Origin of the sequence: uncultured Nitratireductor sp. (genome assembly GCF_913053745.1) — a bacterium.
Lineage (GTDB): Bacteria > Pseudomonadota > Alphaproteobacteria > Rhizobiales > Rhizobiaceae > Nitratireductor.
The window spans coordinates 1-14,640 of record NZ_CAJXGF010000117.1 but is presented as its reverse complement, the minus strand read 5'-3'; the positions used below and the strand labels follow the sequence as shown (position 1 = coordinate 14,640).

General features: G+C 60.0%; 16 protein-coding genes and 1 tRNA gene. 7 read left to right on the top strand and 10 right to left on the bottom strand.

Annotated elements, in window-relative coordinates:
- The 4 genes from QZ638_RS17210 to QZ638_RS17195 form a co-directional block, all read right to left on the bottom strand.
- Window positions 1-755: branched-chain amino acid ABC transporter permease (locus QZ638_RS17210; RefSeq protein WP_295813055.1), on the bottom strand; the 755-nt coding region annotated here is incomplete at its 3' end.
- A gap of 149 nt (window positions 756-904) precedes the next feature.
- The gene (locus QZ638_RS17205; RefSeq protein WP_295813053.1) at window positions 905-2,209 is read right to left on the bottom strand and encodes an ABC transporter substrate-binding protein; all 1,305 of its coding nucleotides are present in this window, start codon (window positions 2,207-2,209) and stop codon (window positions 905-907) included.
- 297 nt (window positions 2,210-2,506) lie between these two features.
- On the bottom strand, window positions 2,507-3,931 hold the full coding sequence (locus QZ638_RS17200; RefSeq protein ID WP_295813051.1) for a hypothetical protein: 1,425 nt from the start codon (window positions 3,929-3,931) through the stop codon (window positions 2,507-2,509).
- Window positions 3,928-4,698: a GntR family transcriptional regulator gene (locus tag QZ638_RS17195; RefSeq protein WP_295813048.1), complete on the bottom strand. Its 771-nt coding sequence runs from the start codon at window positions 4,696-4,698 to the stop codon at window positions 3,928-3,930. Before QZ638_RS17195 ends, QZ638_RS17200 begins: the two co-directional genes overlap by 4 nt.
- Before the next feature lie 258 nt (window positions 4,699-4,956).
- Here QZ638_RS17195 and QZ638_RS17190 point away from each other — a divergent pair, with 258 nt between their 5' ends.
- The 3 genes from QZ638_RS17190 (at window position 4,957) to QZ638_RS17180 (ending at window position 7,727) form a co-directional block, all read left to right on the top strand.
- Window positions 4,957-5,943, top strand: a complete 987-nt coding sequence (locus QZ638_RS17190; protein WP_295813046.1) for an ABC transporter substrate-binding protein — start codon at window positions 4,957-4,959, stop codon at window positions 5,941-5,943.
- A gap of 64 nt (window positions 5,944-6,007) precedes the next feature.
- Window positions 6,008-6,787, top strand: coding sequence for an ABC transporter ATP-binding protein (locus QZ638_RS17185; protein ID WP_295813044.1), 780 nt, complete (start codon window positions 6,008-6,010; stop codon window positions 6,785-6,787).
- 10 nt (window positions 6,788-6,797) lie between these two features.
- On the top strand, window positions 6,798-7,727 hold the full coding sequence (locus QZ638_RS17180; protein WP_295813057.1) for an ABC transporter permease: 930 nt from the start codon (window positions 6,798-6,800) through the stop codon (window positions 7,725-7,727).
- Between the two features lie 17 nt (window positions 7,728-7,744).
- Here QZ638_RS17180 and QZ638_RS17175 read toward each other — a convergent pair whose 3' ends face one another.
- From QZ638_RS17175 to QZ638_RS17160, 4 genes are all read right to left on the bottom strand, one after another.
- Window positions 7,745-7,945, bottom strand: coding sequence for a Trm112 family protein (locus tag QZ638_RS17175; protein WP_295813042.1), 201 nt, complete (start codon window positions 7,943-7,945; stop codon window positions 7,745-7,747).
- 19 nt (window positions 7,946-7,964) lie between these two features.
- Entirely contained in the window at window positions 7,965-8,636 is a 672-nt protein-coding gene (locus tag QZ638_RS17170) for an LON peptidase substrate-binding domain-containing protein (RefSeq protein ID WP_295813041.1), read from the bottom strand.
- A 66-nt stretch (window positions 8,637-8,702) separates the two neighbouring features.
- Window positions 8,703-9,731 carry a thioredoxin gene (gene trxA, locus QZ638_RS17165; protein WP_295813040.1) on the bottom strand — a complete coding sequence of 343 codons (1,029 nt, stop codon included), beginning with the start codon at window positions 9,729-9,731 and terminating at the stop codon, window positions 8,703-8,705.
- Window positions 9,732-9,822: 91 nt separating this feature from the next.
- A complete protein-coding gene (locus tag QZ638_RS17160; RefSeq protein ID WP_295813038.1) occupies window positions 9,823-10,320 on the bottom strand; it encodes a prolyl-tRNA synthetase associated domain-containing protein in 498 nt (165 codons plus the stop codon).
- Between the two features lie 215 nt (window positions 10,321-10,535).
- Here QZ638_RS17160 and QZ638_RS17155 point away from each other — a divergent pair.
- The 3 genes from QZ638_RS17155 to QZ638_RS17145 all read left to right on the top strand — a co-directional run bounded on the left by QZ638_RS17155 (window position 10,536) and on the right by QZ638_RS17145 (window position 12,343).
- Window positions 10,536-10,610 (top strand) — tRNA-Gly (locus QZ638_RS17155).
- A 272-nt stretch (window positions 10,611-10,882) separates the two neighbouring features.
- Entirely contained in the window at window positions 10,883-11,662 is a 780-nt protein-coding gene (locus QZ638_RS17150; RefSeq protein ID WP_295813036.1) for a glutathione S-transferase family protein, read from the top strand.
- A 258-nt stretch (window positions 11,663-11,920) separates the two neighbouring features.
- On the top strand, window positions 11,921-12,343 hold the full coding sequence (locus QZ638_RS17145; protein WP_295813033.1) for a VOC family protein: 423 nt from the start codon (window positions 11,921-11,923) through the stop codon (window positions 12,341-12,343).
- Window positions 12,344-12,409: 66 nt separating this feature from the next.
- On the opposite strand, the gene QZ638_RS17140 is transcribed toward QZ638_RS17145, so the two are convergent.
- Entirely contained in the window at window positions 12,410-13,297 is an 888-nt protein-coding gene (locus tag QZ638_RS17140) for a LysR family transcriptional regulator (RefSeq protein WP_295813031.1), read from the bottom strand.
- Between the two features lie 85 nt (window positions 13,298-13,382).
- Here QZ638_RS17140 and QZ638_RS17135 point away from each other — a divergent pair, with 85 nt between their 5' ends.
- On the top strand, window positions 13,383-14,024 hold the full coding sequence (locus tag QZ638_RS17135) for a class I SAM-dependent methyltransferase (protein WP_295813030.1): 642 nt from the start codon (window positions 13,383-13,385) through the stop codon (window positions 14,022-14,024).
- Between the two features lie 25 nt (window positions 14,025-14,049).
- Here QZ638_RS17135 and QZ638_RS17130 read toward each other — a convergent pair.
- The coding region (locus QZ638_RS17130) for an ABC transporter ATP-binding protein (RefSeq protein ID WP_295813028.1) at window positions 14,050-14,640 on the bottom strand (591 nt) is incomplete at its 5' end.

Here is a 14,640-nt window from a genome sequence, read left to right as displayed (position 1 = left end):
ATCAGAACCGCCGCCAGAACCGTACCGCGAAGCGAACCGAGCCCGCCGATGATCACGACGATGAACGACAGAAGCAGCGGATCGTGGCCCATTAGGTAATGCGCCTGCTGGATCGGCACGATCAACACGGCGGCGACAGCGGCAAGCCCCGCTCCCAGCGCAAACACGCCGGCATAGACGCGCCCGACCGGTATGCCGAAAGCCTGCGCAGTCTCCCGGTCGAACTGGGTCGCCCGCATGACGAGTCCGATCTTGGTCCGCGTCAGCACGAACCAGGTCGCCAGCATCATGATGATGGAAAACCCGATCACGGCCAGCTTGTAGGCAGAATAGCCGAACCATGGCAGTTGCATGCGATAGTGGAACGGCGCCTCCACCGGTCGCGCCTCAGGACCGTAGAAGGTTAGCGCAAGCTGTTGAATGATGTAGAGCAGGCCTATGGTGGCGACAATGGTCGCCTCTGGCTCATACTTCAGTCGGCTCAGCACCAGCCGTTCGGCAACGAAGGCGATGGCGGCGACGACGAGCGGGCTCAGGACCAGTGCCACAAGAAACCCGATCGCGGGATGCCCGCCGAACAGGGATGCGAACCACCAGGCGAGCACCGCGCCAAGCATGTAGAATTCGCCATGGGCGACGTTCACCACCCGCATGACGCCGAACACCAGCGAGAGGCCGAGCGCCATCAGCGCGAGCACCGCCGCCGTCACCAATCCTTCAAGCGTGGCAAGGAGAAAATACGGACCGAAGGCCATTCACAAACGCACTTTCACGAAAGGAGCAAAAGAGATGCCGCCGACGGTTCCGACCCCTCCCAAGAGGAAGCCGCAACGTTGACGCGCTCTCTCCCGCGAATGGAGAGAGAGAGCGAGGTTGAAGGGCGAACAGCGCCCGTCCTGACACCTTAGAACGACATCGCCGTGTAGTCGGCCTCAGGCTCGTAAGTCCCGTCCTCAATGGAGGTACGGTGGACAACCTTGAGCTTTCCATCCGCCACCTGGCTGATGCTTTGTTCGCCGAAAACCTGGTGGATCTTGCCGTTGAACAGCTTCTTGCCCTGCGGATGGTCCGGACCGGCCGCCATCTCGCCCATGGCCTCGGTCGCCTCGATCACCGCGGCACGATCATCCGGCCCCTTGTAGTCGCACGCCTCCATGGATGCCTTGATGATGTTGAGCGTCTCCCAGCAGCCGAACATATGCGCTGCGGTGGACACGTCCTTGGCGTCGTTGACGCTGGCACCATTCTCGTCGATGCCCACGGCCTCACGATAGGCCGTCACATAGTCCGGCTGATCCTGCTGGGCATAGCGTGGCATACCTTCCCAGAAATGGCTTCCTTCAAGGAATTCCAGGCCCGGGCTCGCAATGTCGACCGCCTCGAGCGAGTCGATAAAGCCGAAAAGCTGAGGTCCGCCGGAACCGAAGAATTCACCCATCTCCTTGACGAAGGTCAGAACGGCCGGTCCCACCATCACATGGTAGATCACATCCGTGTCGCGCGGAATCTGTGGGAAATAACGGGTGAAAGAGGTCTCCGTCGGCGGGATCGGCACCTTGGCGACAACCTCGCCGCCCTGTTCCTCGATGGCCGGGGTGAAAAAGTCGCGGTGGTCGTGACCGAACGCATAATCTGGATACACCAGCGTAACCTTTTTGCCGAGATTGTCGGCAATCCACGGTGCCATTGAACGGGCCTGCGCCTTCACGTCGGTGATGCCCGGCTGCACGCAGTAACGATTCATTTTGCCCGACGCCACGTGATAGCCCTCGCTCACCACGTAATAGGGAACTTTCAGTTCGCCCGCAGCCGGGGCGGATCCCACGACGACGTGGGAAAACAACGTACCGTAAACCAGATCGACCTTGTGCTGGTTGGCGAACTTCTCGATCACTTCCGCACCGCGCTTGGGATCGGTACCATCATCCTCGATGATGATCTCCAGCGGACGCCCATTGATGCCACCGGCATCGTTGATCCGCTTCGCGGCAGCCGTCGTCACCCGCTCATACCACCGGCCATAAGCAGCTCCGATGCCGGTGCGATGGCACTGGAAACCGATCTTGATAGGCTCCGAAGACTGTGCCTGACCATAGCGCACGAAGCCGGGTGCAGCCATGAGACCCGCTGCGGCCCCGAGCCCCTTGAGCGCGGATCTGCGGGTGAGGCCGCTGTTTAAACTGATCAGAGACTTGCGATTTTCACTCATGCCGGTTCCCCATTGTTGTGATCGTTTGACCGAGCATTTCCAACGGTTGGAAGCATTTTCCAGCGTTGGAAAAATCACTTGTGTACAAACTAAATCACCAATCCAATCCCTTGGCAACAGGACATGCCCCAAGGGAAATGCGCCTGTCTTGTATAGCATTTTGAGGCGCGGCGGAATTGTCCGCCGGGGACAAAGCGACGAAGAAACAAAGAGTTACTAAGAATAACGGGACTATCGGAATGTCGAACGCGGCAGACCGAAGATCAAGAAATCTCAATCCGAGTTTTTCAAGTTTCTTCAACCGGCGGTCGGCGCGGACAGCAACCACAGACCAAAAACGGTGTAGCCAACCATCAGAATCGCAAGTGGGATCTGGCTGATGCTCGCCGAACGTTCGGAGCCGAAATGCCGATAGGCGGTCAGATGCGACAAGATGACGGCCAGGACGTGCCCGCCGATGATGGCAAATGCCTGGGCGTTCCATATCAGCCAGGCGGAACGCGCGCCGAGCGTCGCGCCGGCCTGAACATGCATGCCAGCGGTTCCAAAAAGGTTCCAGCCACGAACAAGAGGGTCGGAGATCGCCGCGAGCGCGTACTGTCCGTTGATGATGAGCACGACCAGGTAGTGAGAAAAATGATAGGCGAGCGCGATCGGAATGATCGACCAGGCAAGCAGCCCCGCCGGCCGGAGAAAGGCCTCGTCACGCGCCAGACGCCCGCCGAGCGCAACAGCGCCGATGAATACCGCGAACAGCAGTGCGAACATGAGAAGAAGGCCGAACGTGTTTGCACCGGCAACTGCGGAACGCCCCGGAAATTCCAGCGGATTGATACCGATCAGATCGAGCCAGAAGAAAGTCCGCATGAAACCATCGAAGGAAACCGAGCTAAGCGCCAGAAGCAGAAAAGCGATTCCGGAGAAAGGCAGACAGACCGATTCTTGCAGCTTGTACCCTGGCAAACCGAGGACGAGAGATCGCTGCCGCTGGCCACGCTCCAGGCTGAAAAGCGAAAGACGTGACAGCATGAAAAAGAACAGCGACAGGAATTCGGCGCGCCGGATCCAACTCTTGTAGCCGAACACGATTATCCCAGAAAAGGAGAGCAGCCAGTAAGCCGCGACGACAAATGCCAGCCGTTCGGGATCGTCCGGCGCAAGATAGACGAGTTCGAACCAGGCAAAACCGTACAACAACAGACAAGCGGGCCACGCACCAACACTGTCCGGAAGGCGCCAGAAACCGGCTTCCGGCACACCGGCGCGAACAAGAAGCCTCCAGGGACCGTACCAGGGATTGAACCACGCCCAGAGGTTGCCGAAAACGCCCTGAAGAATGGTCAAACCAACCCAGAGCAGCGTCCAGACGACCAGCGGCAGAGGGTTGGAAAGCGGATCGCGACTCCCGAATACGCCAGCGGTCAAAAGGCCGACAAGCACAAAAAACGAGAGAATGCTGACGGCCGCGCGGCCGTCCACGGGCATCGGCATAAGTGTAATCCGTCGCGCCGAGAGCCGCTCAAGTCCACCGGCAGGCAGAAAAACGAGCACCAGAAAGCTGAGGGCGACGGCAAGCATCCCGCCGAAGAGATAATAATCGGTCGGCAGGAGCAGGACATGGCCACGTTCAGAAGCATGCGCAAAAGCCTCGCCACCGGCCGTAAACAATACGGCAATGGCAAACCCGGCTGCGAGAATACTGCGCAACCCGGATGCGCTCATCTCTGCGTTCCGCTCGCTCCATCGGTCGCGCCGTCGAGATCGGCAAGCGTGAAAACGTCGACGGTCAGCCCCACATGCGCCTTCATCAATGCAAGCGCTCCCTCCAGGTTCCGGTCCAGCGCAAGCTCCATGAGTTGGGTATGCTGGTCAAGAGACATGGCCGTGCTGAGCGCCTCGATCGCGGCCTCATAGCCATCCTCCGCGCCAGCGGCCGCACGCAGCGTCGGCGTGACGGTGAGAAAGATATGATGCCGGCATAGCTGCCCCCATATCTGGGCGTAGAAGTGCTTGAGCCAAGTCGCGTCGGCCGCCGAGAGCAACGCCTCGTGAAAAGCCTGATGCTTGTCCACCCAGTCATGCAGCGCCTCGTCGGACAGGCCCTCTGCCGGGATCTGGCAGCGTGACAGCCGATAATGGGCTGTGACGACGGACGCTTCCCAATCGGCATCACCCTTGCGGATAGATTCTTCGAGCAGCGCCGTCTCGATGGCAAGCCGGGCCTTGGAAAGGTCTTCCAGTTCGGCGCGCGATACGGGCGCAACAGCGAAACCGCGATTGCTTTCGGCGGTGACAAGCCGTTCCGCCTCCAACCGCGAGAGCGCCTCGCGCAATGGCGTCCAGCCGAATCCATAAGCGTCGCTCAAGGCTGCAATTCGCAGCGGCGCGCCCGGCATGAGCCGCGTCGCGAGAATGTCGCGCCGAAGCCTGTTATAGGCCGCTTCCGTTTTCGTTAGCGGTTCTTCGTCGTCCAGGACCGAGTGATGCAAGACCATTCCTCCTTGGAACAAAAGTATATATAATTTAAGGAGTGTTCAACGATTATATATAGCATTTGACAGGCGATGCGCCGGCGATATGATGGCCGTTCCAAACGGATGGGGAGGGAACGCATACGGCATGCGAAGCGCCATCCGCGCATGGATTGCAGCGGTTTACCGGGCAATCTCTGGTTTGTTGTATGGCATGGGCGCGACCTTTAAGGCCGGTCCCATCTTGCAGGCCTTCGGGCCCTTGGGAGGAATGACATGACTGCAAAGACACGCTTATGGCTGCGCGGCATCGCGGCCGCCGGTACGGTTGCGCTGGGCCTCGGTACGGCAACGGCCGAGCCGATCCGCATCGGCATCGCCAATTTCGGCGAACACCCGCAGCTCAACACCGCGATCCAGGGTTTCAAGGATGCATTGGCCGCCGGCGGTTACGAGGAAGGCACGGACGTCGTCTATTCGGAAAGCCACACCAATTTCGACGCCTCGCTCGTGCCGCAGATGATCGCCAAATTGCAGGCGGAAGGTCCGGCACTGATGTACACGGTCACGACGCCGGTTTCGCAAATCGCCAAGAAAGCGCTCGCCGGCTCCGGCATCCCGATCGTCTTTTCCGCCGTCACCGATCCGGTGGCCGCCAAGCTCGTCCCATCGTGGGAGGCAGGCGACGAAGGCATGACCGGAGCAACCGACTTGCAGGACGTTGCCGCGGTAATGGAATTCGCCAAAAAGCTTGTGCCGGAGGCGAGCCGTCTCGGCCAGCCCTACAATCCCGGCGAAGCCAATGACGTGGCGCTGCTCGAAAAGGTTCAGGCCGCCGCACCCGACGCCGGTTTCGAGGTCGTGTCCGTGGGCGTCGACAATGTGAACGACATCCAGCAGCGCATCGCATCGCTGGCCGGCAAGGCCGACGTCATCTACACGCCCGCCTCCAACCTGCTCCAACCGGCCATCGCTGCGGTGTCAGCGGCCGCGCGACAGGCGGGGATTCCGATCATCAACTCCGACGACGGTGCCGTGTCGGACGGCGTGGTGCCGGCAAGCTTTGCCGTGAACTATCAGCAGGTCGGCCTTAACGCGGGCAAGATCGCACTGCAGATTCTCGACGGCAAGGATCCCAAAACGATCCCGCCGGTGAATCCGGCCTATGAGGACCACGCGCCGCGCATTTCGAAGAAAGCCATGGCGGCGTTCGGGTTGGATATTCCAGAAGAATTCGCCGACTGCGATTGCATCGTAGACTGATACGGCAAAAGAAAAGACCCGGCGTCTTTCTTGAGATGCCGGGTTGCTGTCAAGGGAGGTGCCGGTGCTGGAAATCCGTGCCGCACGCAAAGTGTTCTACCGGGGGCAACCCGACGAAAAGGTTGCCCTCAGCGGGCTCGACCTCACACTCAACACCGGCGAATTCGGCGTCGTCATCGGTTCCAACGGAGCAGGCAAGAGCAGTATGCTCAATGCCGTTTCGGGGTCTCTCGCGCTCGATTCAGGCCAAATACTCATCAATGGCGACGATATAACGGGGCTGCCCGTGCACAAGCGCGCAACCCGTATCGCTCGCGTGTTCCAAGACCCGATGCTGGGCACTGCCGCCAGCATGACCGTGGCCGAAAACATGCTGTTGGCCGAACTGCGCAGCAAGACGCGCACCCTGCGCCATGGGCTCAATGCGAGAAGACTTGCGGACTACCGCGACAGGCTCGCCATTCTGGGCCTCGGGCTCGAAGAACGGCTCAACACCCGAGTGGATCTCCTCTCGGGCGGCCAGCGCCAGTCGCTCTCGCTCATCATGGCGGTGGGCGGCTCGCCCGATCTCCTGTTGCTCGACGAGCACACCGCAGCCCTCGACCCGCGCACCGCCGACATCGTCATGGAGGCGACCGTGCGCGCGGTGGAAGCGCTCAAGCTCACCACGCTGATGGTGACACACAACATGCAACACGCCGTAGACTATGGCCATCGGGTCATTATGCTCGATGCCGGTCATGTGCACCTGCAAATCGGCGACGAGGAAAAGGCCGATGTAACCGTGGCCGACCTCATCGGCCATTTCGCCACCAAGACCGACCGCATGTTGCTCGCGAGCTGACGTTCCGATGATCGACTTTCTGCAAACCACGCTGACGAGCTTCGTCGCGCTCATACCCGTGACACTGGCACAAAGCCTTATTCTCGGCTTCGTCGTCGCCGGCATCATGATCCCCTTCCGCATGCTGAGCTTTCCCGACCTGACGAGCGAAGGCGCGTTTCCGCTCGGCGGTTGCGTTTGCGGGGTCGCGCTCGCCGCCGGTCTCGGGCCGCTCGCAGCCATAGGTCTGGCACTGCTCACAGGCTTCATTGCCGGCTGCTGCACCGCTTTCATCCATCTGCGCTTCCGCATCCACACGCTTCTGGCCGGCATTCTGGTCATGACCATGCTTTACAGCGTGAATCTGCGCATCATGGGTCGCTCGAACCTTTCGGTGTTCGGAACGGAGACCATCTTTGACTGGGTGCCGTTCGTGCAGCCGGGCTTCCCGCTCGCCAAGATCATTGCCGTGGGCGTCATCACGCTTGCCATTTTCCTGGCGCTCAACTTCTTCTTCACGACGGAGAAGGGCACCGCGGTGCGGGCCGTCGGCGCCAATCCGGTGATGGCGGAAGCGCAAGGCATCAATGTGTGGGCGGCGACCATCGGCGGCATTGGGCTTGCGGGTGCGTTCTCCGCCTTCAGCGGCGCGCTCATGGTGCAGTCGCAGGGCTTCGCCGACGTCAATATGGGCCTCGGCATCCTCATCAACGGCCTGGCAGCGCTGATGATCGGTGAGGCAATCGTCGGCAAGGCGACGGTGTGGCGGCAATTGCTCGCCCCGTTTGCCGGAGCGATGGTCTACTACCAACTCGTGTCTTTGTGTCTGGCCGCGGGCATGCCCCCGCCCGACCTGAAGCTCGCAACGGGCGCCTTCGTTCTCCTGATGCTCGCTCTGCCCACGCTGCGCGCGGCACGCGGAAGACAGGCAGCAGCCCCACGCGAGAGCTTTCGCGAGTAGAGATGCCTGACGCGGCCTCAGTCGAGCGGCCGCGCCTCCGAGGGCAGCATGATGGGAATGCCGTCGCGCACCGGGTAAGCAAGCTTGGCGCTCTTCGAGATCAATTCGCGGTTTTGCGCATCCCAGCGCAGCGGCCCCTTGGTCAACGGGCAGACGAGAAGCTCGAGCAGCTTTCTGTCCAACGACGCATCCTTCAAATTGTCTTCTCCGGCAGTCATCGCGCACCTTTCGGAAAATCTATTGCAGACGATGCCCCGCCTCGCCACCGCCTTGCGCCAACACGATCTCGGTAATGGCAATCAGCGTATCGGCCCGTGTCTTGAGGTCCGGGGCTTCTAGAAGCGCCTGCTTTTCAGCCGGCCCGTAAGGCACCATCATCGATAGCGCATTGACCAGACTTGCATCCTCGGCCTGATAGACACTGTCCCAGTCCGCCTCCAGATTGTTGGCATCGAGATAAGCGCGAAATGCCTTCAGAAGGGCCGTGCGATCCACGTTCTGCTCTTCCAGCTCATCGTGGAGATCGCTCTCGAAGGGCAGAATTCGACACTGGCGGAACGGCGTCCTGACCTTAAGTTCTTCCAGCACCCTGAAGCGGCAAATACCGATCAATGTTATGAGATAACGACCATCGCCCGTTTCGGAGACGGAACCCAACCGTCCGACACAGCCGACATCGCACAGTTCGGGCTCGCCATCGGGGCGTTTCGAGCCGTCGAGGCGCGGCTGCACCATGCCGATCAGCCGCTTGCCGGAAAGCGCATAATCCGTCATCGCGAGATAGCGCGGTTCGAAAATGTTCAGCGGTAATCGCCCACCTGGCAAGAGCAGGGCCGCCGACAGCGGAAACACGGGGATCGCACTGTCGATATCACGGCCGCTGCGATACGAGGAATTGCCTGCCTTCACATGACGTCTCCCGATGTTTACCCGATATCTGGAGCAGTCTTGCCAATAGGCAAATAATCGAAAGCCTCAGGAAAACAGAAGGGAGGACAGCTTGCGCCGCGCCGCCAGCGTCGCCGGATCCGTTGCACCCCAGGCCTCAAAGAATTTGAGAAGTTGCGCACGCGCGCCATCCTCCTGCCATTCGCGATCGCTCCGCACGATAGCCAGCAGGTTTTCCGCCGCCGCCGAACGATCGCCCTTCGCGTTCTGCAAAAGGGCGAGATCGAACCGCGCCTGGTGGTCATTGGGATCGGCGGCAAGTCGCTCTTCCAGCGCCGCGCTGTCCCCAAGGTCGGCGACCTGCTCTGCAAGCGCCATCTTTGCCTGAACGGCGGCGATCGGGGCCGCATCCTTATGCTTTTCCGGAGCCTGGGCCAGGATTTGCAGGGCCTGCTCTTTCTGGCCAGCCTCGAAAAGCAGGTCGGCAAGGCCGCCAATGGCATCCACATTCTCCGGATCGCGCTGAAGAACGGCCGAATAGATTTGGGCCGCCATTTGCTGATCGCCATTGGCGACGGCCTCGCCGGCTGCTTCGAGGGCCCCGGCGATTTCGTCGCCGCCGGCATCGGCCGTCAGCTTGTCGATGAACGCCTTGACCTGGCTTTCCGGCAATGCACCCATGAAGCCGTCCACCGGCTGACCGTCCTTGAAGGCGAACACGGCGGGAATCGACTGTACGCCGAGTTGCCCGGCGATGGCCGGATGCTCGTCGATATTCATTTTGACCAGCTTCACCTTGCCGCCCGCCGCGCGCACCGCGTTTTCGATAATGGGCGTGAGCTGCTTGCACGGGCCGCACCAGGGTGCCCAGAAATCGACCAGAACCGGCTGATTGCGGGATTCCTGGATAACGTCGGCCGGAAAGTTCGCCGTTGTCGTTTCCTTAATCAGATCGCCCGCGGGCATCTGCGGCTCTTCGGAAAGGGAAAAGCCCTGGGATGCCGGCGCCGCAGGAGCGGCCGCCGCTCCACCGCCAAAATCCACATTCGTCGTGTACTGCGTGTCGCCGGCACCATAGTCGCCGGGCTTTCCGTATGGATTGTCGCCGTTCGTCATAAGAGCCCCTTCCCTGCTTGCGGTCCGATACTTGGCATAGGGTATGCGCCGCCGGCCGTCAGAATACGTTTCGTCGCCCCAAATGTGGCGATCAGTCGGTCACTTTCAAGACGAGCGGTTCATGCGCAACCGCTTCGAGAAATCGCATCAGGTCCCCACGTCGAATAGAGGTCGTCGCCTCGTTTGTGAGTGGATGTGCGTTGATGGTCTCATTTTCCATCAAATCGGCGTCGAGCACCACAGTCACGTGATGCCGGTCGTCATTGACGAGGCCGAATACGGTGACCGAACCCGGCTCCACGCCGAGAAATTCCATGAGTTTCTCCGGCTTGCCAAAAGAAACGCGGCTGGCCGCTCCGATCTTGTGATGGATCGTTTTGAGATCCAGTTGCGCCTCTTCATCAACGGTAACGAGAAAGAAGTTGTCTTTCTTGTCCTTGAGGAAGAGGTTTTTCGTGTGCGCACCCGGAATTTCGCCCCTGAGAGACTGCGAATCGGACACGGTGAAAAGTGCCGGATGCCGGTGGGTTTCCGCCTCGATGCCGAGGGTTCGCAGGTAATCGAGCAGCGCTTCAGGAGATTTCGGCACGATTGAACCTCTTGGGATGAATGAACGTCGGCAAATGTGGTAGCCACACGCGGCCCGCAAACGCAAGCCCCGGTCGCAACAGGAACGCGCTGGCGCATCCGGGCATCCCCGCAGGCGCAAACGGTTTTGGAAAAAGCGCAACAACGCTGTCGATTTCCTGTTGCATTCCGCCGCGAGATCAGACTATAAGCGCGCCGTCGGAAGCGACGAGCCGAGCGGGCGTAGCTCAGGGGTAGAGCACAACCTTGCCAAGGTTGGGGTCGTGAGTTCGAATCTCATCGCCCGCTCCAGTTTCCGAAACGCAAAAAGCCGCGGTCATCCGCGGCTTTTGTGCTTTCAGGGTGGAAAACCGATCTGCAACGACCGGAAAGCGTACAAGCCTTCCCCCTTACCTCCCACAACTTTCATCGTTCATCGTCAATCACTCTCCAACTGGATCGACGGATGGGTCACCGGCTCTCGACCGCGTATTCGCGCACTCAGGAAATGGAACTCGGGCTACCGTTGATAACTATCAATTTCATAGTATACTACTTTTTCAGTAGCAACAGCGAGCATCTTCATGGCAACACCGATTTTCTATTCCGGAACGAAAAATGCTTCGAGCTGGGCCATGCGGGCCTGGCTCGCATTAAAAGCAGCCGAATATCCATTCGAGGAGGTGGTGGTCGACATTCGCCGCCCGCAGCGTTTCATAAACCTGGCGCGTATTGGCAATATTTCTCCCCCCGCCTGCGTTCCCGTGCTCGATACGGGACGGACGGTGATCTTCGATTCCAATGCAATCATGGAATTCGCCAACGATGTAAGCGGCGGCAGACTTCTGCCGCGCGACCCCGAGACCAGAGCGCATGCGCGCGCACTGGTGGCCTGGCAGCACACAGGTCTGTCATCCATCTGCCACCGCATCAGCTTCGAAAGCGCTTTTTACCCTTTCAAGCGCGCATTGAGCACGGAGGAGCAAACCGAATGCCGTCGTCTGCTGGATTGCTATGAAGCTTGCCTGGCTGACAGCGGTGGCCCATTTCTTTTCGAAGACATTTCTCTTGCCGACTTCATGCACACGCCGACAGTCATCCGGCTTTACCGCCACGATGTAGACTTGCGAAACCATCCCGAAACCCGGTGTTGGATGGAGACGCTTCTGGCTTATTCCTGGATTGCGGACTGGATAGCGGAGGCGGACCGCCTTCCCCATATCTGGTTTGACAATTATCTCTTGCCGAACGCGTCAGCCGCATCTCTCATAAGCATCGATGACAATCCTGACATCGATGCTTCGCCGCATGTGGGGATCATCGATCCACTTCCGAACCAAAACCGTGCGTTGGTCAGACGTTGACGTTTTTCTGCTCGAACCGCGGATGAACGCGAAAGCTGCTCCCACGAAACCGATCATTCCCCTTCGCACACGGTCCATTGTACACATCGATGTTGAATGACGAGCCGGCGTTTGTTACCCCTTCGGCGTCTAAAAAGGAGAGGTCGGTGCGGTTAGCCCGATCCCCGCACAAGCGGGTCCTGGCCTTCGTATCTGCGATGAGTCCCATGACCTTCAACACCGGCGCAATGGTGCATCGGTGAACAGAGAGGTCTTGGTATGCAACAGCAGATTTCCGTTATCACCCTTGGTATTTCCGATCTTGATCGATCCCGACGGTTTTACGTCGACGGCTTTGGCTGGACGCCGGTGTACGAGAATGCCCAAATCGTATTCTACCAGATGAACGGCTTCATGCTCGGCACATTTCTCAAAGCATCGCTGGAAACCGACATGAACCGCGCGGGCCTGCTTCAACCCGGCGCTTTCTCGCTCGCGCACAATGTCGAAGAGAAAGACGACGTCGCTCCGTTGATGGAGCGTCTCGCAAAGGCGGGCGGAACCATAATACGCCCCGCCGACGCACCGCCCCATGGCGGATTTCGCGGATATGTCACCGATCCCGACGATCACGCCTGGGAAATCGCCTGGAACCCTGCCTGGGCGATCGATGAACGCGGCCTGGTAACCTTCGGGCTATAGGCCATAGCTCCGTCGGGAGCGGCCCTACGACCGCTCCCGATCCGAGCACAGCGCCATTCGGCCCATTCAGCGATCCGAAAGCCGTGCCAATTCCTCAGCCAGAATGCGCTGCACCAGACGGATGCGCGGCGTCGATTGCAGTTCCTGATGACTGACGAGCCAGACCGGAACCGAGATCGGCGGCATCTGCGGCAATAGCCTTTTCACACCAGCAGTGCGTTCGGCGATTTCGCACAGCATGGCCGCGATGCCCATCCCGTGCCTGACCATCTCCCAGATGGCCACCGATGAATCGGAAACAAGGCGAAAATCGCCGGCCGCCATCGGAATGCCGATTGCATTCAGATGGTCGCAGAAGCGTTCCGTATCGTCGAAACCGATCAGATGAGCACCGGCAAGCTCCCGCAGTGTTTTGGGCATCCCGTTCCGGGCAATCCAGCCGTCCGACGCGTAGAAGGCCGCTTCGGTTTCACAGACAAACTCTCCGACAAGCCCCGGTCGATCAGGCCGCGCGTGTCGTATGGCGATGTCCGCTTCCCGGCGATGCAGATTGCTGATCTCGTTGGTGGCATTAAGCGCAATCGAAACCCGCGGCGCTTCCACCCTGATCCGTTCGAGAATGGGAGGGAGGATATAGGCGCAATACGTGTCGGTCGTGGAAATGCAAACCCGTCCGCTAATGTCCTCGACCCGCCCGCTCGCAGCCAGCATGAAAGAATCCGCCGCGTCTCCCATGCTGCGAATGTGCTCGAGAAGATCGGCTCCCGTTTGCGTCAGAACGAGCCTGCGGCCAAAGCGCTCGAACAGCGGCACGCCCAGATCAGCTTCGAGAGCCTGCACCTGTCGCGACAATGTGGGCTGTGTCAGACCCAATTGCCGTGCCGCCGCCGACAGCGACCCGGTCTGAGCCGTGGCGTGAAATGCGCGAAGATGGTTCCAGTCAATCGCCCTCATACATTTATGTATATCGATCGTGCAGAATTCGGCAATTTGCTTTTTCTACGCATATGCTAAGCCGCCCTGAAAAGGAGCGCACACGATGAGCCTGACAAATGACGCCCGTTTCTGGGACCGCAGCTCGCGCAAATATGCAAGGGGCGCGATTGCCGATCTGGCTGGGTATGCGCGCACGCTCGAGGCGACCCGCGCATGGATCGGACCCGATGATCGCGTGCTGGAGCTCGGCTGCGGAACGGGCACGACAGCGTTTCGGCTCGCCGGTCATGTTCGCAGTTACCTGGCAACGGATATCTCCGCCGGAATGATCGAGATCGCCAGGGAAAAGCAAGACACCGAGCTGGATATTGCGGGGCTCGCCTTCCACAACGCGACCGCAGAGCAAATGGCATCGCAGTCCACACCACGCGACGCGGTGCTCGGCTTCAACTATCTGCATCTGGTCCGCGATCTTCCAGGCACGCTCGACGCCATTCACACCATGCTTGCCAAGGGCGGGGTGTTCATCTCAAAGACACCGTGCCTTGCTGACATGAACCCGTTCATACGGCTTGCTCTTCTGCCGGCAATGCGGGCGCTGGGCAAGGCGCCCTATGTGAGTGCGTTCAGCACGACGAAACTGTGCCGGATGATTGTCGATGCGGGTTTCGAACTTCTCGCCGTCGAGAACCACGCAACGAAAAGCGACGACCACCGCCCTTTTATCGTGGCCCGCAAACGATAAAGGCTTACACGCGCGCCGCCCCGTTTTAAGCCGTCACCCGGTCGCCTTCACTGTCGAACACATGAACATGCGCGCTGGGGAAGGAGACTTTCACCGCCGGTCCCGCATTCAGGAGGCTGCGGTCGATCGTGAACACCTTGAACGGAAGTCCGTGGTGCGTGAGATGCAGGATCGTGCCGAAGCCCGTCGGTTCGATCAGCTCAACCCCGGCATCGACACCTGCTCCGTCAGCATCCGACAGCACGACATGCTCGGGGCGGATTCCCACCGTGATGGGCGCATCGGCCGCAAGTCCGCAGTCTCGTGACAACCCGATTAGCGTGCCATCACCCAGCCGCGCCGACGCTCCGTTTTCGCCCGGTACATAGTGCGCGGAGAGAAAATTCATCCCCGGCGAACCGATAAAGCCCGCCACGAACAGGTTGGCCGGGTCGGCGTAGACCTCCTTCGGCGTGCCGAGCTGCTGCAGCACGCCATCGCGCATGATTGCCACGCGATGCGCCAGCGTCATCGCCTCGATCTGGTCGTGCGTCACGTAGATCGTCGTGATGCCGAGCTGATGCTGCATGTGCTTCAGCTCGGCGCGCATCTTGCCGCGCAACTTGGCGTCGAGGTT

Bases quoted from the DNA above. Each gene is read 5' to 3' on its own strand.
- QZ638_RS17205 (WP_295813053.1), bottom strand. From the start codon at position 2,209: ATGAGTGAAAATCGCAAGTCTCTGATCAGTTTAAACAGCGGCCTCACC.
- QZ638_RS17200 (WP_295813051.1), bottom strand. From the start codon at position 3,931: ATGAGCGCATCCGGGTTGCGCAGTATTCTCGCAGCCGGGTTTGCCATT.
- QZ638_RS17190 (WP_295813046.1), top strand. From the start codon at position 4,957: ATGACTGCAAAGACACGCTTATGGCTGCGCGGCATCGCGGCCGCCGGT.
- QZ638_RS17175 (WP_295813042.1), bottom strand. From the start codon at position 7,945: ATGACTGCCGGAGAAGACAATTTGAAGGATGCGTCGTTGGACAGAAAG.
- trxA (WP_295813040.1), bottom strand. From the start codon at position 9,731: ATGACGAACGGCGACAATCCATACGGAAAGCCCGGCGACTATGGTGCC.
- QZ638_RS17150 (WP_295813036.1), top strand. From the start codon at position 10,883: ATGGCAACACCGATTTTCTATTCCGGAACGAAAAATGCTTCGAGCTGG.
- QZ638_RS17145 (WP_295813033.1), top strand. From the start codon at position 11,921: ATGCAACAGCAGATTTCCGTTATCACCCTTGGTATTTCCGATCTTGAT.
- QZ638_RS17140 (WP_295813031.1), bottom strand. From the start codon at position 13,297: ATGAGGGCGATTGACTGGAACCATCTTCGCGCATTTCACGCCACGGCT.
- QZ638_RS17135 (WP_295813030.1), top strand. From the start codon at position 13,383: ATGAGCCTGACAAATGACGCCCGTTTCTGGGACCGCAGCTCGCGCAAA.